Consider the following 23,826-nt stretch of genomic DNA (forward strand, 5'->3'; position numbering starts at 1 on the left):
CATCAAGCGCGGCATGATCCTCTCGCAGATCACCCTTGTGTGCGCGGCGGGCCGGATAGACAGCCTCTTCACGACTCGGGCGCTGGAACACATGGGGGTGGAACCCGGGACCGAGGTGGATGTTATGATCAAGGCCAGTCAGATCGCCTTGGAGGCGCGCCATGTCGATTGATGTTGCACCTTTCATCCTGACTCTGAAACTTGCCGCCCTCACTACCGTCATCCTGTACCTCCTTGGCCTGCCGACAGCCTGGTTTCTGGCCCGGACGACCATCAGGTGCAAGCCGGTTCTGGAAGCGGTTCTGGCCCTGCCGCTGGTGCTGCCGCCATCGGTGCTCGGCTTCTACTTTCTGCTGGCCTTCAGCAAAACGGGATTCCTTGGCGGCCCATGGGAACGAATGTTCGGCCACCAGTTGGCCTTCAGTTTCGACGGCCTGGTGATCGGCTCGGTGATTTTCAGTCTGCCGTTCATGGTGCACCCGCTCCAGGCCGGATTTTCCAGCGTCCCGCGCAATTTGAGCGAAGCAAGCTATACCTTGGGCAAGTCGCATTTTGAAACCCTCTTTCGCGTTATCCTGCCGGCCATGAAGAGTTCCCTGCTCACCGGAGGGGTGCTGGCTTTCGCTCATACGGTGGGCGAATTTGGGGTCGTGCTTATGATCGGCGGTAGCATCGATGGGCAGACGAAGGTTGCCTCCATCGCCATCTATGATCTGGTCGAATCGTTAAACTACCATTCGGCGCATATTTATGCGGCGATCCTGTTTGTCTTCTCGTTCGCCATCCTGCTCACGGTTTACACTGTCAACAAAAGATTGGATGTGCGATGATCAGTCTGTCGGCTACGAAGAAACTGGTGGGCGCGGAGGGGCCGTTCGAGTTGGATGTGGAAGTGGTTGTGGAGCCCGGCAGCCTGATGACTCTGTATGGGAAATCGGGCAGCGGCAAGACGACGCTGCTGCGAATGCTGGCAGGCTTGGATACGCCTGTGTCGGGGCACATCGAGGTCAACGGGCGTGTTTGGTTCGACAGCGCGGCCGGGATCAATCTGTCGCCCCAGAAGCGAAGTGTCGGGCTGGTCTTCCAGGATTATTCGCTGTTCCCTACCATGACCGTACGCGAGAATCTGGGGTATGCCCAAGCGCGGCGAGACAACGCGAGAATCGATGAAATACTTGCCTTGACCGGTTTGGTCGAACTACAGGGCCGGTATCCCTCCGCCCTTTCCGGCGGACAGCAGCAGCGGGTCGCTTTGGCACGAGCCATCGTGCGGGAACCGGAAATCCTGCTCTTGGACGAACCGCTTTCCGCCCTCGACGGTGCGACCCGGTCCCATCTCCAGGACGAGATTCTTTGCATCCACAAGCAGCTTGGTTTGACCACCATTCTTGTTTCTCACGACAAACAGGAGGTGTTTAAACTCTCCGATACCGTCGCGGTCATCGAGCAGGGCAGGATCGTCCGGCACGGCAACGCCCTTGAGGTCTTTCTGGGGCAGATCACTTCCAACAAATTCTCTTTCGTCAGTACGATTCTCAGTATCCGGCAGGTGGATGCCGTGTATCTGGCCATAATCGGGGCGGGGAACGAGTTGGTGGAGGTGGTGCTCAGCGAAAACGATATCCGGGAAATGAAAGTTGGCGATGAAGTGCTGGTCGCCTCAAAGGCTTTCAACCCGATAGTCATGAAATTATAAGCTTCCATAAACCTGGTTGCAGGGGCAGCAGGCTCTTCGCGGCCATCAAGGCCTCGGCATTTCGCCGGCTCGAATGATTATCCCGCAAGTAGGGATTGACAGCCGCCCTTGTTTTAAGGTAATTTACCCACCGCTGAAGCGTTGCTGGACTGCCTGTAGCGAAAAACACCTCTCAAACCCGCATCAAATAACGCTTTGTTGCGCCAATTAGTTGCCATCTTAGCTCAGTCGGTAGAGCAATTGATTCGTAATCAATAGGTCGCCGGTTCGATTCCGGCAGATGGCTCCACCTATCATTGACAGGCACTCCCGTGATGCGGCGAGTGCCTGTTGCATAAAAAACACCGTGAAATGGACCAGAGGTCGTGTCGGTATGGTGAAATGTCGGTTGCTTTCGTTTGCGCTCGTCGTCTGCCTGCTCTGGGCGGCACGCGCCCCCGCCGAGGAGGCGCGCTCCAAACCCCAGGCCCAGGGCCGCATCGGCAAGAAGATCACCTATCCCGCGTCCCGGGGGGATGTGGTCTTCGATCACGATATGCATGTGGACGAACTCAAGGGGGAATCGTGTGCCCCCTGCCATCGCAAGAACGGTCCCATGGGCAAGGATACCCTGGCCCGCTTCGACGCCCGCATAGCCCATTATTTCTGCAAGGGTTGCCATCGGGAGCGGGGGCGGGGCCCTACGGAGTGCCACGGGTGCCACAAGGTCCAGACGAAATAGCGCTCCGGCCCGGTAAATCCTCAAAAAAAGACTTGCTTCTCCATGGCTTGCTGTGGTACAAAAACAAAAAAGTTGTTCACTAGAAAGTGAGCTCGCAAGGCTCACTTTTTTTTTGCGAGATTTTATATGAGTACTGTCAAAGGCGATGTTTGCGGGCAAGTAACCGAAATTGCCCTGCCCATTCTGGAGTCCCTCGGCATGGAACTGGTCGATGTGGAGTTCGTCAAGGTAGGGCGCGATAGCGTGCTGCGGCTTTTTATCGACAAGGATGGCGGCATCGGCCTGGACGACTGCGCCGACGTCAGCCGGGAGTTGTCGGCGGTCCTGGACGTGGAAGACATCATCCCCGGCCACTACTCCCTGGAGGTCTCTTCCCCCGGCCTGGACCGGCCCCTCAAGAAGCCGGCCGACTACGAGCGCTTTACCGGCCGGCTGGTGAAGGTGCGCACCTTCGAAGCGCTGCCGGACGATGCCGGCAACAAGCGCAAGACCTTTACGGGTCGGCTGGAGGGGTTGGTGGACGGCAACGTGGTCATCAGGCTCACCGAGGGGCAGTCCGCCTCGATTCCGCTGGAGAAGGTGGCCAAGGCCAATCTGGAATTCGAATTTTGATCCATTTTTTTCATATACACCGGTAAGGAGAAGCAATCGTGGATACGAACATCAATCTCAAACATGCCATCGAACAGATCGTCAAGGAAAAGGGTATCGACCGGCAGGTGGTCATGGAGGCCATGGAGCAGGCGGTGTTGACCGCCGCCAACAAGAAGTACCGCAATACGCGGGACCTTGAGGCCCATTACAATCCTGACTCGGGCGAGGTGGAGCTGTTTGAGTTTGTAACCGTGGTGGAGGAGGTGCAGGACTCCTACAAGGAGATCGACCTCGAAGAAGCCCGCGAGATCGATCCCGATGTGGAGGTCGGCGACTCCCTGGGGGAGCGGCTCGACGCCACCGGGTTTACGCGCATCGCCGCCCAGACCGCCAAGCAGGTCATCATCCAGAAGGTGCGCGAGGCGGAGCGGGAGACCATCTTCAACGAGTACAGCGACCGCCAGTGGGAGATCATCACCGGCATGGTGCGGCGCTTCGAGAAGGGCGAACTGCTGGTTGACCTGGGGCGTGCCGAGGCGGCTCTTCCGGCCAAGGAGCAGATGCCGCGGGAGGTCTACCGTCCGGGCGACCGCATCCGCGCCATCATCACCGAGATCCGCATGACCACCAAGGGGCCGCAGATCATCCTCTCCCGCACCCATCCCAGCATGCTGGCCAAGCTGTTCGAGCTCGAGGTGCCCGAGATCGCCGAAGGCATCGTGGAGATCAACGCCGTGGTGCGCGATCCGGGCAGCCGCGCCAAGATCGCCGTATCCTCCAACGATTCGGATGTGGACCCGGTCGGCGCCTGCGTCGGCATGCGGGGCGCCCGCGTCCAGAACGTGGTATCGGAACTGCGGGGCGAAAAGATCGACATCATCCCCTGGTCCGAGGATATTGCCCGCTTTGCCTGCAACGCCCTGTCCCCGGCCCAGGTTTCCAAGGTGTTCGTGGATGAGGACAACCGGGTGCTGGAAATCGTCGTGGCCGACGACCAGCTCTCCCTGGCCATCGGCAAACGGGGCCAGAACGTCAGTCTTGCGGCCCGCCTGACCGGCTGCCGCATCGACATCAAGAGCGAATCCAAGGCCGCCGAGGCCGAGTTGGCCCAGTTCGCCTCCTTCGACGGCACCAAGTTGGAAGGGGAGCCGGAGGCCGATGAAGCGGCCGAAGGCGCCGAGGTTGTCGAAGGCGCTGAAGTTACCGAAACTGTCGAAGCCGGGGCCGCCGATGCCGCGGTTGTGGCGGATGCCGAAGAAAAGCCGGCGGAGTAGCGTACCGGGATGGCCCGCCAGGATGGTGGAGAAAAACCGCAGCGCAGTTGTCTTGCGTGCCGCGAAACCAGGGACCGGGACCGCCTGATCCGTTTCGTGCTCTCGCCGCAGGGGGAAGTGGTGCCGGACCTGGACGCCAAGCTGCCCGGCAGGGGCGCCTATACCTGCGTCAATGCCGCATGCCTGGCCGCTGCGGTCAAGCATCGCCAGTTCGGCCGCGCCTTCAAGCGTGAGGTGGCCGTGCCCGCTCCCGACGAGATGACCGCCTGGGTGGCAAAGCTGTTGCTCGAACGGGTCATGGGGTACGTCGCCCTGGCCAACAAGGCCGGCAAGATCGTTGCCGGCGGTTCCATGGTGGGCGATGCGCTGAAAAGCAAGAACAAGCCGGGGCTGGTCCTGGTGGCCCGGGATGTTTCCGAGGGCATCGGAGAGAAGATCGAAGCCCAGGCGGCCGGCAACGGCGTGCCCTGTCTGCGGGTTCTGACAAAGGACGATTACGGCGCCCTGCTCGGCAAGGCGCCGCGTAGTGCGCTTGGTATCAAATCGAGTGGTTTTGTTGCGCAACTTTTGAAATCTATTGAACGATATAGAAACTTCCTGGGGGAGGTGCAGTAAGTATGAGCAAGATACGCGTGAGCAATCTGGCGGAAAAATTGGGTGTAGATGCCCGTGAGACCCTTGCCAGGCTCAAAGAGATCGGGGTTGAGGCCAAATCGGCGGCCTCCCTGGTCGAAGAGGATGCCGTCAAGAAGCTGCTGACGCCTCAGCCCAAGGAAAGCAGTGCCGGCACCGAAGAGGTGCGGGTCACGACCAACATCATCAGGCGCCGCGCCAAAGCCGTTCCGGCCGCGCCGGTCGAGGAAGCGCCGGCTCCGGTGGCCGCCGCCCCGACAACGCCCGCAGCTCCGGCCCCGGTCGCTGCTGTTCCCGCTGCCGCCGCCGTTGTGGAGCCGGAAAAGAAGCCGGAACCGGCCCCGGCCCCCAAGGCCCCGGTGGCCCAGCCCCCCGAGCCGGAGGCCGCTGCTCCCCGTGAAGTGCCGCCCGCACCGACCCCGACCCCGGCCGCCGCTGCGGAGCCGGCTGTTCCGGAAAAGCCCAAGGCGCAGCCCGAAGTTCTGAGGGCCGGCCCCAATCAGGCCCGTATCCTGGGCCGGATGGAGATCCCGGGCGTGACCAGCCGTCCGACCCGCGTGGTGACCAAGGACGCGCCCCCCACGCCGCGCAGCGCCCCGCCCAGGCCACAGGATTCGGCGTCCCGCAGCGGTGCCCCCGCAGCGGCACCCGCAGGCGATCAGGACCGCTCCCGCATGAAGCAGGTGCAGCTTGCGCCGTCAGCCCCCTCGGCCGGCGACAGCCGCCGCCCCGGCGGGAAAAAGGACGGCCCGGGCCATGGCGGCGCGGATGCCGGCAAGGGCAAGAAGGGTGGCGCTTCCGCCGGCAAGGGCAAGAAGGATCAGCCGAAGAAACACGAGATTCTGGAAAAACGCGAGCGTACCTTCGACCCGGTCTACAAAGGGTCCAAGAAGAAGGGCGGCCGGGAGCGGGTGGTGGAAACCCGCAAGACCGAGATCACCGTTCCCAAGGCCATCAAGCGTATCATCCGCATCTCCGAGAGCATCAGCGTCGGCGAGCTGGCCAAGCGCATGGGCATCAAGGCCAATGACCTGATCAAATCCCTGATGAAGATGGGGATGATGGTTACCATCAACCACCCCCTGGACTACGATACCGCGGTCATCCTGGCCTCCGAGTACGGTTATGAGGTGGAGAACGTGGCGGTGGACCTGGACGAGATCCTGGAATCGACCCCCGATGCGCCCGAAACCCTCGTGAAGCGGCCGCCGGTCGTGACCATCATGGGCCACGTCGACCACGGCAAGACCTCTCTTCTGGATGCCATCCGCGAGGCCAACGTCATCGCCGGCGAGGCGGGGGGCATCACCCAGCATATCGGCGCCTACGACGTGGAGTTGAACGGCCGCAAGATCACCTTCCTCGACACGCCGGGCCATGAAGCCTTTACCGCCATGCGCGCCCGCGGCGCCAAGGTGACCGATATCGTCATCCTGGTCGTTGCCGCCGACGACGGAGTCATGCCACAGACCCGCGAGGCCATCAACCACTCCAAGGCCGCCGAGGTTCCGATCATCGTGGCCATCAACAAGATCGACAAGCCGGACGCCAAGCCGGAGCGGGTCAAACAGGAATTGATGGAGTTCGGCCTGGTCGCGTCCGAGTGGGGCGGCGATGCCACCATGGTGGAGGTGTCGGCCAAGAAACGCCTCAACCTGGAAGAGCTTCTGGAAATGGTCCTGCTGCAGGCCGACGTAATGGAACTCAAGGCCAACCCGGATAAGCTGGCCAAGGGAACCATTGTGGAAGCCAAGCTGGACAAGGGGCGCGGCCCGGTTGCCACCGTGCTGGTGCAGGAAGGCACTCTCAAGGCGGGCGACTACTGCGTGGTCGGCGTCCATTCCGGCCGCGTGCGCGCCATGCAGAACGACCGCGCCGAGAAGGTGCTGGCGGCCGGCCCCTCCAAGCCGGTGGAAGTGGTGGGCCTCTCCGGCGTACCCGATGCCGGCGACATCTTCGTGGCCATGAAGGACGAAAAACAGGCCAAGGAGATCGCCACCCTGCGTCAGATCAAGCTGCGCGAACTGGAACTGGCCAAGCACAGCAAGCTCTCCCTGGAAGACCTGTACCGCAAGATCCAGAGCGGCGAGGTCAAGGACCTCAACGTCATCGTCAAGGGCGACGTGCAGGGGTCGGTGGAAGCCGTGGGCGAATCGTTGCGCAAGCTGTCCACCGATGCGGTGCGGCTCAACGTCATCCACTCTGCGGTCGGCGCCGTCACCGAGACGGACGTCAACCTGGCTGCCGCGTCCAATGCCATCATCATCGGCTTCAACGTCCGTCCCGAGGTCAAGGCCCAGGGGCTGGCCGAGAAGGAGGGGGTCGATATCCGCCTCTACAACATCATCTACGATGCGGTCGAGGACGTGAAGAAGGCCATGGAAGGGCTTCTGGAACCGACCTTCAAGGAGAAATACCTGGGCCGCTCCGAGGTGCGCGAGCTGTTCTCGGTGCCCAAGATCGGCATCGTCTCCGGCTGCCATGTCCAGGACGGCAAGATGCTGCGCAACGCCCAGGTCCGCCTGCTGCGCGACAACGTGGTGGTCTACGAGGGCAAGATGTCCTCCCTGCGCCGTTTCAAGGACGACGTCAAGGAAGTGGCCAGCGGCTACGAGTGCGGTATCGGCCTGGAGAACTACCACGACATCAAGGTCGGCGACATCATCGAAGCGTTCGAGATGGAAAAGGTCGCCGCGAAACTGTAATTCCAAAGAACATTCAGGCTGATGCCTAACCCCCCCAGCCCCTCCTGAATCAGGGGGGCTGGGGGGAGGTGATGACACGTTGGCATAAACTCCGCCCCAGAGGCGTGGGGATGCGGGGCTGCCGCACAGGCCGGCCCGTCGCACCCTGAAGTGAAAAAGGTTTGCTTTTATGGCACACAAACGCTCCGACAAGGTCGCCGAGACCATTCATGAATTGATTTCGTCGATCCTCTCCCGGGGGCTCAACGACCCGCGCATCGGTTTCGTCACCATCACCGCCGTGGAGGTTACCGACGACCTGCATCTGGCGAGGGTGTTCTTCACGGTTATCGGCGACGACACGGCCAAGAAGGAGAGCGAGGCCGGGCTGAACAGCGCCAAAGGGTTCCTGCGCCGTGAATTGGGCAAGAGCCTGACCATGCGCTATACCCCTGACCTCCTCTTCAAATATGATCACTCCGGGGAGTACGGTTCCCGGATAGACTCCCTTCTCAAGGAGATCGATACCGGGCATGAGTGACGTCATTCAAGATATCGCAGCGGTCATCCGCGCCAACTCCTCGTTCCTGATCACCAGCCACGAAAGTCCGGACGGAGACGCGGTCGGCTCCACCCTGGCCCTGGCCTCGTTTCTCAGGAAGAACGGCAAGGAGGTCTGCGTCCACCTGCGTGACCAGGTTCCCGATCTGTACGCTTTTCTGCCGGGGGTCGATACGGTCGTGCGGCACATACCCGACCGGGATTTCGACGTGGCCTTTGTCTTGGATATCGGCGAGTTCAGCAGGGCGGGCAAAGAGTTCTGCTCCTTCAAGCGTATCGGCATCATGGTCAACCTGGACCATCACCTGGGGTGCGACAACTTCGGCCACCACAACCTGATCGATCCCGGGGCCGCGGCTACCGGCGTGCTGGTCCACCGCGTGATCAGCGCCCACGGCGGCCCCATGGACCGGGAAACCGCGCTCTGTCTGTATGTCTCCGTCATCACCGATACCGGCTCCTTCCGCTATTCCAACGCCAATCCCGAGGCCTTTGCCATTGCCGGCGAAATGATCGGCTACGGCATCAATGCCTGGGACGTGGCGGAACAACTCTATGAGAATCAGCCCCGCAAACGTCTGGAACTCTTGTCCCGGTGCCTGCCCACCCTGGAGGTGATCAGCAACGGCCAGGCCGCTTCGGTCTCCGTGACCCTGGACATGTATGCCGTAACCGCCACCGACGCCGAGCTGACGGACGGTTTCATCAATTATCCCCGCTCCATCCGCGGCGTGGAGGTGGCGATCTTCTTCCGCCAACTGGACGAGCGGCGATACAAGGTCGGGTTCCGCTCCAAGGGCAAGGTCAATGTGGCCGGATTTGCCGCCGGCATGGGCGGAGGCGGGCACCACAACGCCGCCGGCTGTACCGTGGACGGCACCCTGGACGAGGTGAAGGCCAAGATTTATGCCATCGTGGAATCCGCCCTTTGCTAGATCGTCGTACCTGTTCCCATATCCCGCTGTCTCGCACCGTGAGCCCGGCCCAATCGGCCGCCGCTGGCCGGCGCGATGCCTTGTGCCTCCCTGTTTCCCTTTTGTCCTTGCGTCTTAGCCCCGGCTCCCGATGAACGGTTTTGTGGTTATCGACAAGCCGGCCGGCCTCACCTCCCATGATGTGGTCAACCGCGTGCGCAGGATTCTCGGCACCAGGAGGGTGGGGCATACCGGCACTCTGGACCCCTTTGCCACCGGTGTCCTGCCGGTAGCGGTCAACGAGGGGACCAAGGCCATACCCTTCCTGGACGAGGGACTGAAGGCCTATGATGCGCTCCTGCGTCTCGGCGTGAGGACCGATACCCTGGACATGACCGGTCGGGTGCTGCACGAGGCCGACGGGACGCAGGTGAGCCGCGAGCGCCTGGAAGCCGTGGTGGGAAGCTTTACCGGCGAGATCAGCCAGATGCCCCCCATGTACTCGGCCATAAAGCAGGGCGGGCAACCGTTGTACAAGCTGGCCCGCAAGGGGCAGGAGGTGGAGCGCCAGGCGCGCCGGGTCCAGATCCATTCCTTGGAGATCGTCTCCGTGGAACTGCCGCTGGTGGCCCTGCGGGTGGTCTGCTCCCGCGGCACCTACGTGCGTTCCCTGGCGGACGACATGGGGACGGCCCTCGGATGCGGCGCCGCTCTCCAGGAACTGCGCAGGACGGCCAGCGGGCCGTTCGACATCGCTGCCGGCGTCACCCTGGACGAATTGCGGGACGCGGCGCAGGAGGGGGGAGCCGAAGCGCTCTGCCGGACGCCCTATGCCGCCCTCGGCCACCTGACGGACATCCCCCTGGCCGATGCCGGTGTGACCAAGGTCAGGCACGGCAGGGCGCCCGAGCTGGAGGAAACCGGGATCGCCGCCTGGCCGGCATGCGCCGGGCCGCTTTTGGTGCGTCTTTCCCGGGGGCAGGAACTCGTCGCGGTGGCGGAACTCTCCCCCTTGGACGACGGTGGGGTGCGCATTGCTCTCAAGCGGGTCTTCTGCTGAGTTACCGCTTTACAAATTCGTACACATGTGCTATCTAAACAAATCCATGATAAACTGGCTATGCTGCTGCATACAAATAACAAACCGCAATGAAGGGAGGTGTTGACAGTGTTGGCAACCGAAAAGAAACAGGAAATCATCAACTCGTTCAAAACCCATGAAAGCGACACAGGTTCTCCGGAGGTGCAGATCGCCATTCTCACCGAGCGGATCACCTATCTGACCGAGCATTTCAAGATCCACAAAAAGGACCACCACAGCCGTCGCGGGCTTCTGAAGCTCGTCGGCCAGAGGCGGCGCCTTCTGGACTACCTGAAAGGCAAAGAGCTGGACAGGTACAAGAAGGTTATCGAACGACTCGGCATACGCAGGTAATGGGAGGCAGTATGCCCGCTCTTTTTGCGGGTATATTGCCTGCTCCATTTTTGGTATGCTCGTTTCACAAGAGGGCTTCACAGCCCTTTTATTTTTTGTTGGGGACGTGGGTAGAGTCTCCCTGTGGCAGAATTGATGCACTTTACGCAGGGCGGCTGTAGCGACGGCCCCAACGCAACCCAAACAGGAGACTATATTTATGGAACAAAAAGTACAGGTTGAGTTCGGCGGCCGGACCGTAACCATTGCCAGCGGCAAAATGGCCAAACAGGCCAGCGGCGCCGTCGTGGTAAGCAGTGGCGACACCATGGTGCTGGTGACCGCCGTGGCGACCAAAGAGGCCAAGGAAGGGCAGGATTTCTTTCCCCTTACCGTCAACTATATCGAAAAAGCCTACGCCGGCGGCAAGATCCCGGGCGGTTTTTTCAAACGCGAGGCGCGTCCGTCGGACGCTGAAACCCTTACCTGCCGGTTGATCGACCGTCCGATCCGCCCGCTCTTCCCCGAGAATTTTCTCAACGACACCCAGATCATGGCCACCGTGGTCTCGGCCGACAAGGACAACGATCCCGGCATCCTGTCCATGCTGGGCGCCTCGGCGGCCCTGATGGTGTCCGATATCCCGTTCCAGGGTCCCATCGCCGGCGCCAAGGTAGGCCGGGTAAACGGCAAGTTGATCTGCAACCCCACCGCCGAAGAGCTTGAGCAGAGCGACCTGGAGATCGTGGTCGCCGCCAGCCGCGACGCGGTCATCATGGTGGAAGGCGAGGCCAAGTTCGTATCCGAGGCGGACATGCTGGAGGCCATCTTCTTTGCCAAAGAGGCGATGCTGCCGTTGATCGAGGCCCAGGAAGAGCTGCAGAAGAAGATCGGCGTCGCCAAGCGCGTGATCGCGCCCCCCGTGGTGGACGAGGCGCTGTTGGCCCGGGTACGCGAACTGGCCTATGACCGCATCTCCGAAGCGGTCAAGATCAAGTCCAAGCAGGAGCGCCACAACCAGATCGACCTGATCACCGCAGAAACCGTCGAGGCCCTCAAGGAAGAGTTCGAAGGCAAGACCAAGCAGATCAAGGCGTTCCTGGGCGATTTCGAATACGAGCGCGTCCGGACCGACATCCTGGACACCGGCATCCGCATCGATGGCCGCGACACGGCCACCATCCGCCCCATCACCACCGAGGCGGGCCTGTTGCCCCGTACCCACGGTTCCGCCCTGTTCACCCGCGGCGAGACCCAGGCCCTGGTTTCCACCACCCTGGGCACCTCCATCGACGAACAGCGCATCGACTCCCTGTACGGCGAGTCCCGCAAACGCTTCCTGCTCCATTACAACTTCCCGCCGTTCTCCGTGGGCGAAACCAGCTTCCGCCTGGCTCCGGGCCGTCGCGAGATCGGCCACGGCATGCTGGCCGAGCGCGCCCTGTCGGCCGTCATTCCCAAGCATGAAGACTTCCCCTACACCATCCGCATCGTCTCCGAGATCCTGGAGAGCAATGGCTCCTCCTCCATGGCGTCGGTGTGCGGCGGCAGCATGTCGCTGATGGACGCTGGCGTGCCGGTTACGGCTCCGGTGGCGGGCATCGCCATGGGCCTGATCAAGGAGGGCGACAAGGTCGCCATCCTGTCCGACATCCTGGGTGACGAAGACCACCTGGGCGACATGGACTTCAAGGTGGCCGGCACGACCGAGGGCGTCACCGCCCTGCAGATGGACATCAAGATCGGCGGCGTCACCAAGGAGATCATGCAGCAGGCGCTGAAACAGGCCCGCGAAGGCCGGTTGCACATCCTGGGCAAGATGGCCGAGACCCTGGCCGCCGCACGCGGCGAGATGTCTCCCTTTGCCCCGCGCATCACCACCATCTGGATCAAGACCGACCGTATCCGCGACGTCATCGGCACCGGCGGCAAGAACATCCGCAACATCACCGAGACCACCGGCGTTACCGTGGATATCGAGGATACCGGCCGCATCAACATCGCCAGCACCAACAAGGAGGCCTGCGACCTGGCCATCCAGATGATCCGCGGCCTGACCGACGAGGCCGAAGAAGGCAAGCTCTACATGGGCACCGTCCGCAAGATCATGGACTTCGGCGCCTTTGTGGAGATCATGCCGGGCACCGACGGCTTGGTGCACATCTCCGAACTGGACACCAAGCGGGTCAAGACGGTTACCGAAGTCTTGAACGAAGGCGACAAGGTCCTGGTCAAGTGCATCGGCATCGACAAAAACGGCAAGATCAAGCTCTCCCGCAAGGAAGCGCTCGGCCTGAACCTGGACGGCACGCCTGTTGCGCCGTCCGAGGACGCGCCGTCCGAATAGGCACGAACCCAAACGGGGCAGGGGCGCAGTGCCTGCGCCCTTGGCCCCGGAATGACAGAAAAGGCGAAGCCCACAGCGGCTTCGCCTTTTTTCGTATCGTGGCCTGGCATGGTGTCACGGTAAAATAGAGGGCGCAGGCACTGCGCCCCTACAAGCCAGCCTTCCTGAACAGCACCCGGGCCGTGGGCATGTCGCCCTCCCTGATTTCCTCGCTGAACAGCACCTCTCCCTCGAAGCCCCCGAATATCCTCTCCAGTTCGCCGTAGCGCAGAAAAAAGTCCGGGGTATGGGTTGCCAGGAGCCGGGGCGATTCCAGGATGGTGTCGAACAGCAGAAGCCCCCCCGGCGCCAGGGCTCCCACCTCCTCGGGGATCAGGCGGCGCAGCAGGAAGTTGATGTTGACGATCAGGTCGTACTGCCCCGTGAGGTGCCACTCCTCCAGGTCCTGCCGGCGAAAGTCGATCTCCACCCCCACTGCCCGGGCTTGTTCTTCCCCCCTGGCAATGCCCACGTCCGAGATGTCCAGACTGGTCATCCGGAAGCCGTGCCGGGCCAGGAAGATACTGTTGCGTCCCTGGCCGCAGGCCAGGTCCAAGGCCCGCCGGCCGGGAGCCAGGCGCTGGATTCGTCCTATTTCCCGCTCCAGAAAGGGGGAGGGATTCCACCCCCGATACGTCTCCTCCACCTCGAAGCGTTGGTTCCACTTGATTCTGTCCGTTTCCACATGACCTCCGGATATTTGCATTTCTGCAAAAGATCGCCACACGCTGTTTTGCAGTTTTGCAAACACGTTTATGCCCATGCATACCACAACTAACCTGTTGAAACAACGGTAGATCAAAAAAGACCTTCAAAGTCCCGATTGGCGCCACCTGGCGGCGGGGAGCCCCCGGCGCAGAGCGTTGTTTTTTGCATTGCTGCAAAGAATAATCGGCGTTCGCGGCCCAATAATCGCTCTCATGTTTATAAGTTGCTGTTATTTTGGGTAAAAGTTGGTGGCTGTGATGTTGGCACATACTGTGCGTATACGGTATCGAACGCGATAAACGAGGGCGCCAATGGGAAAAACGAACATCTGTCCATTTTACGGGAAAAACGATGATTACTGCGACGTGGGGTGCGGCTACATCTCGCCCCACGACGTGAACATGATCATCCGCTACTGCAGCGGCCGCCATACCGACTGCGCCAAGTATCTGGAACTGGCCGACAGATTTCCGAACGAGTTGGTTCACCTGATCAAATGCTGAATCATCCTGCCATAACCATTCGATAAAAAGGAGAACTGCCATGCTGTACCACCTGACGCTTCATCTTAACGGCTTCCATATCGCACTGTCACTGATAGTCGCCATGCTGTTCATAGTCATTACACTTGCAAAGGAGAAGAGAGATGAGCGAAAGAGAGCTTGAACTGTTGTCGCGGATCGAGGAGCTGGAGCGCCACACCTGGCGCAACAGCGCCATCCTGAGGGCGGTCGCCATGGTGTCCTTCACGACCATGATCGGCTTCGTGATCGCCTCCGGGGTTGTGGGGGGCGGCCATGGCAGCCATTGGTCCGGCCCCGCCTGGAACACCATGTGGCTCTACGGCCTGTTTGCAGCCAATGCCGTATCGATGTTCTGGACAACCCATAAAGAATAATTACGGAGGAATACTGTCATGCCGATGAAACTATCTCACGCGATCCTGCTCTTGGTGGTCTGCGTTGTGTGCGCCGCCTTCAATATGCAGCTCTTTGCCGGTCTGGACGAAATGATGGGGGACCAGTACTGGGTTGTGGACACCACCCAGGGTGACCACGGCTGGTACGCCATGGGGCTTTTGCCCCACGTGAAGAAGGTGCCCAAGGATGTGGTCAAGGCGGTCAACACCGACCCCAACACTAAAGAGAAGTACATCATCTACGCCCAGAGCGGCGACTTTGCCGGCAAATCGGTCTACGGCATCTGTTTCGGCATCCCGCTCATCATGTACCTGATCTGGTTTGCTTTCGTCATCGGCTTCCCGGACCGGGTCGATCCCTATCTGCTCCCCCGCAAGATCTTCACCATCGCGGTCATTATCGGCTGTTCGGTGATCGCCAACCTGTTCCTGATGCGCATCGCCGCCGACTTCGCCCGGGACCCCATGTCCCGTATCGCCAACGTGGCCGGCAACCACGCCTCGCTGCTGTTCCACAACGCCGGCATCTGGTTCGCCATCCTCTTCTCGGCCCTGGGTACCCACAGCCACTCGTCCAACGAGGTCCAGGCCCCGGACAGCCGCAACTGGCAGACCCAGGCCAACGAGAAATTCAACTGGATGTTCACCATGCTGGGCATCGTGACGGTCCTGGAAGTGGCCCTGGTGAAGAACAAACTGGCCCTGCCCGACGCAGCGGTGGATTACTCGGTGTGGATCATCTGGGTCGTCATCTTCATGCGCATGTACGGTTTCTCCCCCAAATACTGGGTCAAGCGCCCCACCGGGATCGCCATCATGGTGGTGGGCACCCTGCTGACCCTGCCGGTCTTCTATCTGCTGGAGCGGTCCACCGGGACCCTGGGGGCCGGTTTCGCCTCGCCGATCCTGGCCAAGGCCCTGGGGGCCGAGAACCAGAATGTGGGGCTGTCGCTGATGATCTCCATCTATCTGGTGTTCTGGATGGAGTTTGCCGCCGCCATCCGCAGGAACGGCCCGGTCAAGAAGGCCGTGGCCCAAAAAGCGTAAGCACCCGGGAGGAATTGTCATGTCGGATATCAAGAACAGAGGGTGGAGCGTCGTCGCCGCCGGTACCGCCATCAACCTGGCGCTGGGCGTGCTCTATGCCTGGAGCATCTTCAAGGGGGCCGTCAAGGCCTCCATCGAAAAGGGCGGTCCCGATGCCTTTCACTGGGATCTGGCCTCCATCAACGACCCCTATGCGGTCTGCTGCCTGACCTTTGCCTTTGCCATGATCCTGGCCGGCCGGTGCCAGGACCGGATCGGCCCCGCCCGCACCGCCCTGATCGGCGGCATCCTGGTGGGGGCCGGCTTTGCCCTCATGGCCTTCTCCAGTTCCTACATCGCCTGGGTGCTCGGTTTCGGCATCCTGGCCGGAGCCGGGTTCGGCTTCGGCTACTCGGCGGCCACGCCGCCGGCGCTCAAGTGGTTCTCTCCCTCCAAGACCGGCCTGATCGCCGGGATCGTGGTGGCCGGCTTCGGCCTGGCTCCGGTCTACATCGCGCCGCTCTCCTCTTGGCTCATCGGCGCCTTCGGCATCCAGAAGTCCATGCTCTTCCTGGGGGCCGGTTTCACGGCGCTGGTGTGCGGCCTCTCCTTTATCCTGGCCAACCCGCCCCAGGGGTATGTGCCGGCCGAACCTGCCGATCCGGGGCCGGTGGCCAAGCTGAACGCGGCCAAGCCGGCCGTGAACGCCACGGTCAGCGAGATGCTGCGCAACTACAAGTTCTACGTCCTGTGGGCCGCCTTCTTCATCGGTTCCGGCGCCGGCCTGATGGTTATCGGCAGCGTGGCCGGCCTGGCCAAGAAGAGCATGGGGCCCATGGCCTTTGTGGCGGTCGCCATCATGGCCGTGGGCAACGCCGCGGGCCGGGTCGTCTCCGGGGTCCTGTCCGACAAGATCGGGCGGCGCGCCACCCTGTTCATCATGCTGTCGTTGCAGGCGGTGATGATGTTCGTCGCCATGTCGGTGGTGAACTCGGGCAGCGCCGTGCTGCTGGTGCTCCTGGCCACCTTCATCGGCTTCAACTACGGTTCCAACCTCTCCCTGTTCCCCTCCTTTGCCAAGGACTACTGGGGGACCAAGAACTACGGCCTCAACTACGGGGCGCTCTTTACCGCCTGGGGTGTAGGGGGCTTCGTGATGGGCAAGGTTTCCGAGATGCTGAACGCCCAGCCGGGCGGCTTAGGCTCCTCCTTCATGCTGGCCGGGGTTCTGTGCGCCGTGGGCGCGGCCATGACCATCTTCCTGGCCGAGCTGAAACCCGCAACCCAGGACGACACGGAACCATCCCAGTGGAAGGAATTCTGGGCGGAATTCATGCTGGGGGCCAAGGTGTTTGCCGGTTATGAGCAGGCCAGGGTCCGGGTGGAGCGGCCGGTCGCCGCCAAACCGGCGAAGGTTGCCGCCGAGGCCCGGTAGCGGCCGGCACGACACGAGCGGAACCATGAAAACAGGAAACCCCTCGCCGGTATGGGAGGGGTTTCCTGTTTTGCATTGACCAGATGTAGCATCTGTTGTACTGTTAATCTGTACATGTTATGGAGGTGCACAAATGCTGCAAACCACCTATACCAATGCCAGGGCCAATTTTGCCGGGCTCTGCGACGAGGTTACGGAGAACCGGGAGATCGTGGTCATTCGCCGCCGTAAAGGGAGCAATGTGGCCATGATTGCCGCTGATGAGCTGCAAAGCCTTGTGGAAAGCGCACATCTGCTGCGTTCCCCTAGGAATGCCGAAAGGCTTTTATCCGCCCTGGAACGCGCGTTGAAAGGGGGCGGGGAGGCGTCATCGCTGGAGTCGCTTCGTAGCGAGTTGGGCCTTGAAAAGTAACCAGCGGGAAGCGGTTTTTCAGCCCGAGTTCCGCGAGGATTTGCGGTATTGGGTGGAGACGGACCGCAAGATTGCAGTGCGGGCCCTGGCCCTGGTGGAAGCAATCATGCGCGATCCCTTCAGCGGCATCGGGAAGCCTGAACCGCTCAAGTATCTTTTGGCGGGCGCCTGGTCGAGACGGCTCACCCAGGAACATCGTATTGTCTATCTCGTGCGCGATACCCGCATCGATTTTCTTCAGGCGCGGTATCATTATTGACCTGCCTCAACCCCCACCTCTCCTCTAAAAGTTGCCCGTCCCTTGATGACTCCTTTAGCCTAAATTCTGACATACCGTGGCACCTTGGCCTCCAGTATCCTGATGAGTTCCGGGTCCATATACGCGTAGTTATCCGGAATATCCAGGACAACCAGCCTCGTCGTTTTGAATGCGGCTTTGAACCTGCGCGCCAGCTTGTCCCGGTGGATTCTTTCCATGCAGAAAACCACATCGGCCCATTCGATCACATCAGCGGATATGGGGGCTACGGCGTCATTGTTCGTGCCTGCCGAAAGCGCCTCGACGCCTGGATAGGCCAAGAAGACCGCCTCTGCGGTGGGGCTGCGAAGTTTATTCTGGCTGCATACAAAAAGGAGATTCAATGGGGGCTCGCTTGGTTTTGACATGCTCCTTATTGATGGCCTTTGGTAGTTGATTCCGCCCTCTTACGAACAAGAACAAAAATATAAACAGAAACGATGCTTACCGGGATAGCGGCAATTGACCACACCATAGTTGCGGCGAGTCCCCAATTGAGCCATGCAGGGTCTCTTTTTTCTGGGACTGATCTGAAGAAGTCCGAAACAACGTACCATAAAAATGAAATAGTTATCGGTATGACCAAGGCCATAAAAACTCGACGCCAAACACTCTTTATTCCGGCCAGAAACCAAGCGGAAAGTATGACAGCCAGGCAGATCGGCAGGTATGCGCCTTCAAGTGAGTCAAACATTATTGCTTTTCCTACAAGTGAATTCACGTTTCAATTGCACTACATGAAACATTTCCCTACGCCCCCCATCTACCCCTTCCCAACCAACCTCTTCCACCCGCTCCCGGCCAACTCCACCAGCCCGTTGATGGTGCGGGTGTAGAACTTGCGCACCGGCATGCGGTTGACCAGGACCCTCTCGTCCTGCCGCTCCACCGAGACCGGGGCGCCCGGTTCGATGCCGGCCACCTGCTCGTAATGCTCCCCGTCGATGCCGAAGAGGAAACGATATTTCACCCCCTCCAGCTTGCAGGCCACGATCAGGATCACCACCTCCGGCTGCCCGGTCTTGTAGTCGAACCGGGCGGTGGCGGTGACGAAGGAGCCTTCCACCAGGGGCGTTGCCGCCAGCAGGGCGTCCAGGGTCGCGTTCTTGGGCTTGAGCTTGCCCAGGGAGGGGAGGCCCCACGGTTTGTACGGCTCGTGGCGGCGGGCATGGAACCGGTCGCTCCGCTCCAGCAGCGTCACCACGTTGTTGTTGATCGGGCCGCCGATGGAGTGGGACAGCCCGGCGTTGAACCCCTGTTCCCGGATCAGGCGGTGGTTCTCCACGATCTGGATCATGCCGGTGGCCCCCAGGGGATGGCCGCGCCCCTTCAGGCCGCCGGTCAGGTTGGTGGGGAAGGCCCCGGACGGGCCGGTGAGGGAGTCGTCCAAAAGGGCGTCCATGAGACGGGTGCGGCTCACGATCCCCAGGTCCACCAGGTTGATGGGGCCGAAGCCGTTGAAGGGGTCGTGCATGTTCACGTGCAGTTTGCCCTCCAGGGTGCGGATGTCCTTGATGCCGGCCATGCCGTAGGCGTACCCGGCGGCGATGACCGTGGCCGGGAAGGAGTGGAAGTAGTTGCGGTCGGCGATGGTGGGGATGTCGGTGGCGCTCCCCACGCCGCTCACCAGCACGTCCTGGGGCGTGGCGGTGAGGATGACCGCCGCCATGCCGTCGGACATGGGGCAGTAGTCGTGGTAGCGCAGGGGGTACCAGTAGCGGTAGTTCTTGCCGCTGGCGATCTGGCGGTAGTAGTCCTCCACCTCGATGGTGTTTCGCAGATGGGCGTCCGGGTTTTGGGCGGCGAAGCGCTGGCTCCGCTGGGTAAGAAGGGCCGCATAGGCGGTCCATTCCTCGTCGGACAGCCCCAGCCGCTCCTTGAGGGCCCTGGCCACCAGTGCCCCGCAGGCCGGCATGGTCAGGCCGAATTCCGCTTCCTCCCGGTCGATCACCCCGGCGATGATCCGGGTCGATTCCGTGGTGGAGGCGTCGCTCATCTTCTGGATGCCGATGGCCAGCACATGGTCGAAGCGCCCCGACGCCACCTCCAGGTAGGCGCTCTCGAAGGCCGAGGCGCCGGAGGATGACGCCGTGTCCACCAGCACGGAGCGGGCCCCGGAGATGCCCAGGATGCCGGCGATCTTGGCCGCGGTATTGTCCACCCCGGAAAAGGCGGAGGGGTTCTGGCTCCCCACCACCACCGCCTCGATATCGCGCCGCCGCACCGGGCTGCCGCCGAACACCGCCTCGCAGCGTTCGGCCATCTCCAGAAAGGAGAGATTCTCCTTGTCCTTGCCGTTGTAACGCCCCACCGGGGCCATCCAGGAGGCGGCCACATAGACCGGCCGGGGACGGAATTGGGTGCTCATGGTTTCTCTCCTTGTGCACTAAAAGAAAAGAGGCGTCCGGCCAGCCGGACGCCTCTTGCGTATTCCAGATCAAACGCTATCAAACCGCTTTTTCAAGGGGTTTTGGCATTGAACCGGTATCACCGCCCTGGCAGACTATTAAAAAACCCAGGTTGTTCAAAAATAGTCAGATCGTCGCCCCCGCAGAAGCCACTGAGGAGGCGTAGCAGCGCTACGCCGCACGAAAGGGGCGTCGAGGCGGTGGCGAGATGGCTGTTTTTCAACAACCTCCTAACGCAATGCCTTGATGACCGCCGAGAAGTCTTCCTCGCCCCAGCCGGCGTTCACCGCCTTTTCGTAGACCTTGCTGGCCGCTTCGGCGCCGGGCAGGTTCTGGCCCATGAGGCGGGCGGCATTCAACACCATGTGGAGCTGCTCCAGGACGTATTTGAGGGCCAGGCTGCGCGTGAAGTCTCCCCGGGCCATGGCGCGTCCCTTGAGATGGAACAGGGGGGAGGCGACGCCGCGGGTGTCGAGCACTTCAAGGATCTTGTCGGCGGTGAAGCCCATCTTGTCGCCCAGCACCAGACCTTCCGCCAGTACCTGCACCAGTTCGGCCTGCACCATGTTGACGATGAATTTCATCTTGGTGGCGTCGCCCACTTCGCCCACATGGATGATGTTGAGGCCGAAGCAGGAAAAGGGCTCGCGGCATCTTCCCACCAGGGAGGGGTCGCCGCCGGTGACGATGGTCATGAGCCCGTTGGCCGCATGCTCCTTGCTCCCCCACACCGGGGCATCCAGGTACAGGACCCGCTTCTTGCCGCACTCGTCGGCCATCTTCATGGTCGTATCCAGGGAGTGGGACCCCATGTCCGCCAGGATCGTCCCCCCCCGATGCCGGCCAGGATGCCCTCTTCGCCGAAGAAGAGGCGCCCCAGCTCTTCGCCCTCCGGGACGATGGCGATGACCAGGTCCCGGTCCCGCGCGGCTTCTGCGGCCGACGTGGCGGCTTGGGCTCCCAGTTCCACCAGGCTGTTCACGGCGGCGGGGTTCGTATCGAAAACCGTCAGCTCATAACTCCCCTTGGACAGGTTGGCGGCCATGTGCCGGCCAACGGTGCCAAGTCCGATGAATCCGATTTTTCTCAACATTATTGCGCCTCCTGAAATAGCGTTATCGAATGGATGATGGGGGATTCTACCTAATAATCATACCGCTGGCAACCAACAAATCGTGATTCAAACGGTATTTTAAAGTAATCGGGCGCCTGGCGATGTTCGGCGTCAGCGGGATTGGGTCACGCCGACGCGCGCACAGATGTCGCCCAGGCGGCAGATGGAGCAGCGCGGCGATACGGGGTGGCAGAGGTTCTGGCCGAAAGCCACCAGCAGGTCGTTGATTTCGATCCAGTATTCCTGTGGGAGCTGGGCGCGCAGCGCCATCTCGGTGGCATCGGGGTTCCTGGTGGCTACGTATCCCCAGCGGTTGCAGATGCGGTGGACATGGGTATCGACACAGATGCCCGGCTTGCCGAACCCCAGGGTCAGCACCAGGTTGGCGGTCTTGCGTCCCACGCCCCGAAAGGCGAGCAGTGCGTCCAGGTCGTCCGGCACGCGGCCGCCGAACTCCGCCACCAGACGGCGGGAGATCTCCAGGATCTGCTCGGCCTTGGTGCGGTAGAACCCGGCCGGGTAGATCAATTGGGCGATCTCTTCGGGTGGCAGTCCCTCCATGGCCTCGGGGGTGGGGGCGCGGTCGAAGAGCCGGGCGGAGGCCCGGGTCGTTACCTCGTCCTTGGTGCGCAGGGAGATGATGCAGGAAACCAGTACCTTGAAGGGGCTGCGGCTGGCTTCGGCGACTACGGTTACCGAGGGGGTGCGCCAGGCGCGGGCCTCCTCGCGCAGGATGGTCATGGCGCGATGTATATCGTCCGGTTTCATGGCAAAATAGTACCCGAAGGTGCCAGGCCATGCAATAGCGCTTTTACTTTTCCTCGGGACCGGGCTACTATAGCGCTATGACAACGGAACAAACCGCCACCATAGACCTGCACGTCCACTCCAGTTTCTCCGACGGCGCCTTCACCCCATCCCACCTGGTGGAGTTGGCGGCAACGGCGGGGCTGCGTGCCATCGCCATCGCGGACCACGACACGGTGGCCGGCGTAGCCGAGGGGATCGCCGCCGGGGCAAAACGGGGCATCGAGGTAATCCCGGCCATCGAACTCTCGGTGCAGTTCAAGGCCTACAAGGATGTGCACCTTCTGGGATACGGCATCGATTGGGGCGACCAGGGCTTGCTGGACCAGTTGCACCGGCTCCGGGAACAACGGGAGCACCGGAGCCACGACATCCTGGCCGCGGTGAACGAACGGCTGGCAGGGGAGGGGAGGGCGGCCATCGGGTTCGAAGAAGTGGGAAGACATGCCCGTGACGCCATCGGCAGACCCCACATCGCCCGGGCCATGATCGGGCGGGGCTATGTGGATTCGGTCGAGGAGGCCTTCCGGCGCTATCTGGTCCCCTGCAACGTCCCCAAGCGCTACTGGCCCATGGACGACGCCATCGCCACCATCAGGCGGCTGGGCGGGGTCGCCGTCCTGGCCCACCCCACCAGCGTCAGCACCCTGCGCCCCGAGTTGCGCACCATCATTGCGGAGTTGGCGGGACTTGGGCTGGACGGGGTCGAGGTGTTCAACAACTTGGCGCTGGCGGAGGAGATGGCGGTACTGCAACGGATTGCCGGGGACCTGGGGCTTGTGGTGACCGGCGGTTCGGATTTCCACGGCATCGAAGAGGGGCTGGAAATGGGAAGGGGGCGGGGCGGCATCCGTTTCGACGGCGCGCTCCTCGCCCCCCTGAAAACACTTATTGGACAGCGAAAGCGGGGCCGGTCCTGATCAGCTCCGGTCCTTGTAGGCCTTGTAGTTGACCACCTGGATATCCTCCTGCACCGACTTGACCCCTTTCACCGCCCCGGCGATCCTGATGGCCTCCTTCTTTTCCTTTTCCGAGGCCAAGTAACCGCTGAGATGCACCTTGCCCTTGGCGGCAACCTGGATGGTGAAGGGGCGGTAGTCCAGATCGGCCGAGTTCAGGAGGGCGGTCTCGATCTTCTTCATCAGGATGGTGTTGTCGATCAACTCTACGGCAGCCTTGTCCGCCTCCTTGAGATGGGGGTCCCGGGCCGCCGCCACGATGCACTCCACAATGGCCTCTTCCGCCATGCGCGAGGTGTTGAACACGAGGTCGTATCCCAGGGGATCGTGCCAGTCCCGGTCGAAGTAGAAATGGATGAAGCCGCCCCGCTGATGGTCGCTGCGGCGGATCATGGACCGGGCCATGTCGGGGTCGATCCACTCCCGCTCGGCGAAGCGCTCGGCCCGCTCCTCGAAATCGGCGATGAAACGGAGCCTGAGCACGTTGCGGCACTCCTTGAGCAGGTCCTGGCCGCCGCGGCCGTAGAGGATCACATTCCCCTTGCGGGCGAAATCCAGCAGGATGAGTTCCACCGAGTTGAGGGCCGCGGCCCGTTTGCGGTCTTCTACCGTGATGTAGGAGGGGGGTTTTTCGTCAACCATCTGGAGCAGGTCGGCCGTAAGGCCGTATTTGGAGGCGATGGCGCTGATCCGGGCGCCATCCACAAAGGTATACTTGAGCCGCTTGGCAACCTCTTCCGCAATGTGATACGCCCCGGTGCCCATTTCCCGCGAAAACGTAATGACTGCCATCAATAAACCTCCCTGCTGGATGAGCGTTGACAGCGCTATATAGCACGTTGTGGTTGCGTATACAAGGGGGC

Annotated in this window: 27 protein-coding genes, 1 tRNA gene and 1 pseudogene; 21 read left to right on the top strand and 8 right to left on the bottom strand. The window is 61.6% G+C overall.

The window, feature by feature from the left end; translation table 11 throughout:
- Positions 1–13 precede the first annotated feature (13 nt).
- From FO488_RS19375 to pnp, 14 genes are all read left to right on the top strand, one after another.
- On the top strand, positions 14–172 hold the full coding sequence (locus tag FO488_RS19375) for a TOBE domain-containing protein (RefSeq protein ID WP_240732203.1): 159 nt from the start codon (positions 14–16) through the stop codon (positions 170–172).
- Entirely contained in the window at positions 162–830 is a 669-nt protein-coding gene (gene modB, locus FO488_RS06545; RefSeq protein WP_149209816.1) for a molybdate ABC transporter permease subunit, read from the top strand. Before FO488_RS19375 ends, modB begins: the two co-directional genes overlap by 11 nt.
- A complete protein-coding gene (locus FO488_RS06550; protein WP_149209817.1) occupies positions 827–1,696 on the top strand; it encodes an ABC transporter ATP-binding protein in 870 nt (289 codons plus the stop codon). The genes modB and FO488_RS06550 overlap by 4 nt, the downstream gene beginning before the upstream one ends.
- 213 nt (positions 1,697–1,909) lie before the next feature.
- Positions 1,910–1,985: transfer RNA gene (locus tag FO488_RS06555), tRNA-Thr, on the top strand.
- Positions 1,986–2,042: 57 nt separating this feature from the next.
- Positions 2,043–2,417 (top strand): cytochrome c3 family protein, encoded by a 375-nt coding sequence (locus FO488_RS06560; RefSeq protein ID WP_205743375.1) that lies wholly within the window; start codon positions 2,043–2,045, stop codon positions 2,415–2,417.
- 126 nt (positions 2,418–2,543) lie between these two features.
- Complete coding sequence (rimP, locus tag FO488_RS06565; RefSeq protein WP_149209819.1) at positions 2,544–3,029, top strand: ribosome maturation factor RimP; 486 nt, start codon at positions 2,544–2,546, stop codon at positions 3,027–3,029.
- 38 nt (positions 3,030–3,067) lie between these two features.
- The gene (gene nusA / locus FO488_RS06570; RefSeq protein WP_149209820.1) at positions 3,068–4,285 is read left to right on the top strand and encodes a transcription termination factor NusA; all 1,218 of its coding nucleotides are present in this window, start codon (positions 3,068–3,070) and stop codon (positions 4,283–4,285) included.
- A 9-nt stretch (positions 4,286–4,294) separates the two neighbouring features.
- Complete coding sequence (locus tag FO488_RS06575; protein ID WP_149209821.1) at positions 4,295–4,900, top strand: DUF448 domain-containing protein; 606 nt, start codon at positions 4,295–4,297, stop codon at positions 4,898–4,900.
- 2 nt (positions 4,901–4,902) lie between these two features.
- Complete coding sequence (infB, locus tag FO488_RS06580) at positions 4,903–7,623, top strand: translation initiation factor IF-2 (protein WP_149209822.1); 2,721 nt, start codon at positions 4,903–4,905, stop codon at positions 7,621–7,623.
- A 169-nt stretch (positions 7,624–7,792) separates the two neighbouring features.
- A complete protein-coding gene (locus FO488_RS06585) occupies positions 7,793–8,143 on the top strand; it encodes a ribosome-binding factor A (RefSeq protein WP_149209823.1) in 351 nt (116 codons plus the stop codon).
- Positions 8,136–9,098 carry a bifunctional oligoribonuclease/PAP phosphatase NrnA gene (locus tag FO488_RS06590; RefSeq protein WP_149209824.1) on the top strand — a complete coding sequence of 321 codons (963 nt, stop codon included), beginning with the start codon at positions 8,136–8,138 and terminating at the stop codon, positions 9,096–9,098. Before FO488_RS06585 ends, FO488_RS06590 begins: the two co-directional genes overlap by 8 nt.
- A 130-nt stretch (positions 9,099–9,228) precedes the next feature.
- The gene (gene truB, locus FO488_RS06595) at positions 9,229–10,137 is read left to right on the top strand and encodes a tRNA pseudouridine(55) synthase TruB (RefSeq protein ID WP_149209825.1); all 909 of its coding nucleotides are present in this window, start codon (positions 9,229–9,231) and stop codon (positions 10,135–10,137) included.
- A 108-nt stretch (positions 10,138–10,245) separates the two neighbouring features.
- Positions 10,246–10,512 (top strand): 30S ribosomal protein S15, encoded by a 267-nt coding sequence (gene rpsO, locus FO488_RS06600; protein ID WP_149209826.1) that lies wholly within the window; start codon positions 10,246–10,248, stop codon positions 10,510–10,512.
- A gap of 199 nt (positions 10,513–10,711) precedes the next feature.
- Positions 10,712–12,838: a polyribonucleotide nucleotidyltransferase gene (gene pnp / locus FO488_RS06605; RefSeq protein WP_149209827.1), complete on the top strand. Its 2,127-nt coding sequence runs from the start codon at positions 10,712–10,714 to the stop codon at positions 12,836–12,838.
- A 148-nt stretch (positions 12,839–12,986) separates the two neighbouring features.
- On the opposite strand, the gene FO488_RS06610 is transcribed toward pnp, so the two are convergent.
- Positions 12,987–13,562: a bifunctional 2-polyprenyl-6-hydroxyphenol methylase/3-demethylubiquinol 3-O-methyltransferase UbiG gene (locus FO488_RS06610; protein WP_149209828.1), complete on the bottom strand. Its 576-nt coding sequence runs from the start codon at positions 13,560–13,562 to the stop codon at positions 12,987–12,989.
- A gap of 334 nt (positions 13,563–13,896) precedes the next feature.
- On the opposite strand from FO488_RS06610, the gene FO488_RS06615 reads away from it, so the two are divergent.
- The 6 genes from FO488_RS06615 to FO488_RS06640 all read left to right on the top strand — a co-directional run bounded on the left by FO488_RS06615 (position 13,897) and on the right by FO488_RS06640 (position 17,636).
- Positions 13,897–14,088, top strand: a complete 192-nt coding sequence (locus FO488_RS06615) for a hypothetical protein (RefSeq protein ID WP_149209829.1) — start codon at positions 13,897–13,899, stop codon at positions 14,086–14,088.
- 143 nt (positions 14,089–14,231) lie between these two features.
- Positions 14,232–14,483, top strand: a complete 252-nt coding sequence (locus FO488_RS06620; protein ID WP_149209830.1) for a hypothetical protein — start codon at positions 14,232–14,234, stop codon at positions 14,481–14,483.
- Between the two features lie 18 nt (positions 14,484–14,501).
- A complete protein-coding gene (locus FO488_RS06625; RefSeq protein WP_149209831.1) occupies positions 14,502–15,551 on the top strand; it encodes a hypothetical protein in 1,050 nt (349 codons plus the stop codon).
- 19 nt (positions 15,552–15,570) lie between these two features.
- On the top strand, positions 15,571–16,965 hold the full coding sequence (locus FO488_RS06630) for an OFA family MFS transporter (protein ID WP_149209832.1): 1,395 nt from the start codon (positions 15,571–15,573) through the stop codon (positions 16,963–16,965).
- Positions 16,966–17,098: 133 nt separating this feature from the next.
- Complete coding sequence (locus FO488_RS06635) at positions 17,099–17,377, top strand: type II toxin-antitoxin system Phd/YefM family antitoxin (RefSeq protein WP_149209833.1); 279 nt, start codon at positions 17,099–17,101, stop codon at positions 17,375–17,377.
- Complete coding sequence (locus FO488_RS06640) at positions 17,367–17,636, top strand: Txe/YoeB family addiction module toxin (protein ID WP_149209834.1); 270 nt, start codon at positions 17,367–17,369, stop codon at positions 17,634–17,636. The genes FO488_RS06635 and FO488_RS06640 overlap by 11 nt, the downstream gene beginning before the upstream one ends.
- A 59-nt stretch (positions 17,637–17,695) precedes the next feature.
- Here the strand turns inward: FO488_RS06640 and FO488_RS06645 are convergent, their stop codons facing one another.
- The 6 genes and pseudogenes from FO488_RS06645 to nth form a co-directional block, all read right to left on the bottom strand.
- Positions 17,696–18,043 (bottom strand): low molecular weight protein tyrosine phosphatase family protein, encoded by a 348-nt coding sequence (locus FO488_RS06645; protein ID WP_149209835.1) that lies wholly within the window; start codon positions 18,041–18,043, stop codon positions 17,696–17,698.
- A gap of 5 nt (positions 18,044–18,048) precedes the next feature.
- Complete coding sequence (locus FO488_RS06650) at positions 18,049–18,369, bottom strand: hypothetical protein (protein WP_149209836.1); 321 nt, start codon at positions 18,367–18,369, stop codon at positions 18,049–18,051.
- Between the two features lie 69 nt (positions 18,370–18,438).
- Complete coding sequence (locus FO488_RS06655; RefSeq protein ID WP_149209837.1) at positions 18,439–20,043, bottom strand: thiolase family protein; 1,605 nt, start codon at positions 20,041–20,043, stop codon at positions 18,439–18,441.
- A gap of 270 nt (positions 20,044–20,313) precedes the next feature.
- Positions 20,314–20,667 (bottom strand): NAD-binding protein, encoded by a 354-nt coding sequence (locus FO488_RS20610; protein WP_370514339.1) that lies wholly within the window; start codon positions 20,665–20,667, stop codon positions 20,314–20,316.
- Positions 20,668–20,748: 81 nt separating this feature from the next.
- Positions 20,749–21,176 (bottom strand): annotated as a pseudogene (locus FO488_RS20400) (NAD(P)-dependent oxidoreductase); the annotation flags it as partial.
- 132 nt (positions 21,177–21,308) lie between these two features.
- A complete protein-coding gene (gene nth / locus FO488_RS06665; protein ID WP_149209838.1) occupies positions 21,309–21,965 on the bottom strand; it encodes an endonuclease III in 657 nt (218 codons plus the stop codon).
- A gap of 77 nt (positions 21,966–22,042) precedes the next feature.
- On the opposite strand from nth, the gene FO488_RS06670 reads away from it, so the two are divergent.
- On the top strand, positions 22,043–22,924 hold the full coding sequence (locus FO488_RS06670) for a PHP domain-containing protein (protein ID WP_149209839.1): 882 nt from the start codon (positions 22,043–22,045) through the stop codon (positions 22,922–22,924).
- On the opposite strand, the gene FO488_RS06675 is transcribed toward FO488_RS06670, so the two are convergent.
- Entirely contained in the window at positions 22,925–23,755 is an 831-nt protein-coding gene (locus tag FO488_RS06675; RefSeq protein ID WP_149209840.1) for a cytidylate kinase family protein, read from the bottom strand.
- Positions 23,756–23,826 lie beyond the last annotated feature (71 nt).

The organism is Geobacter sp. FeAm09, from assembly GCF_008330225.1.
Classification (GTDB): Bacteria; Desulfobacterota; Desulfuromonadia; order Geobacterales; family Pseudopelobacteraceae; genus Oryzomonas.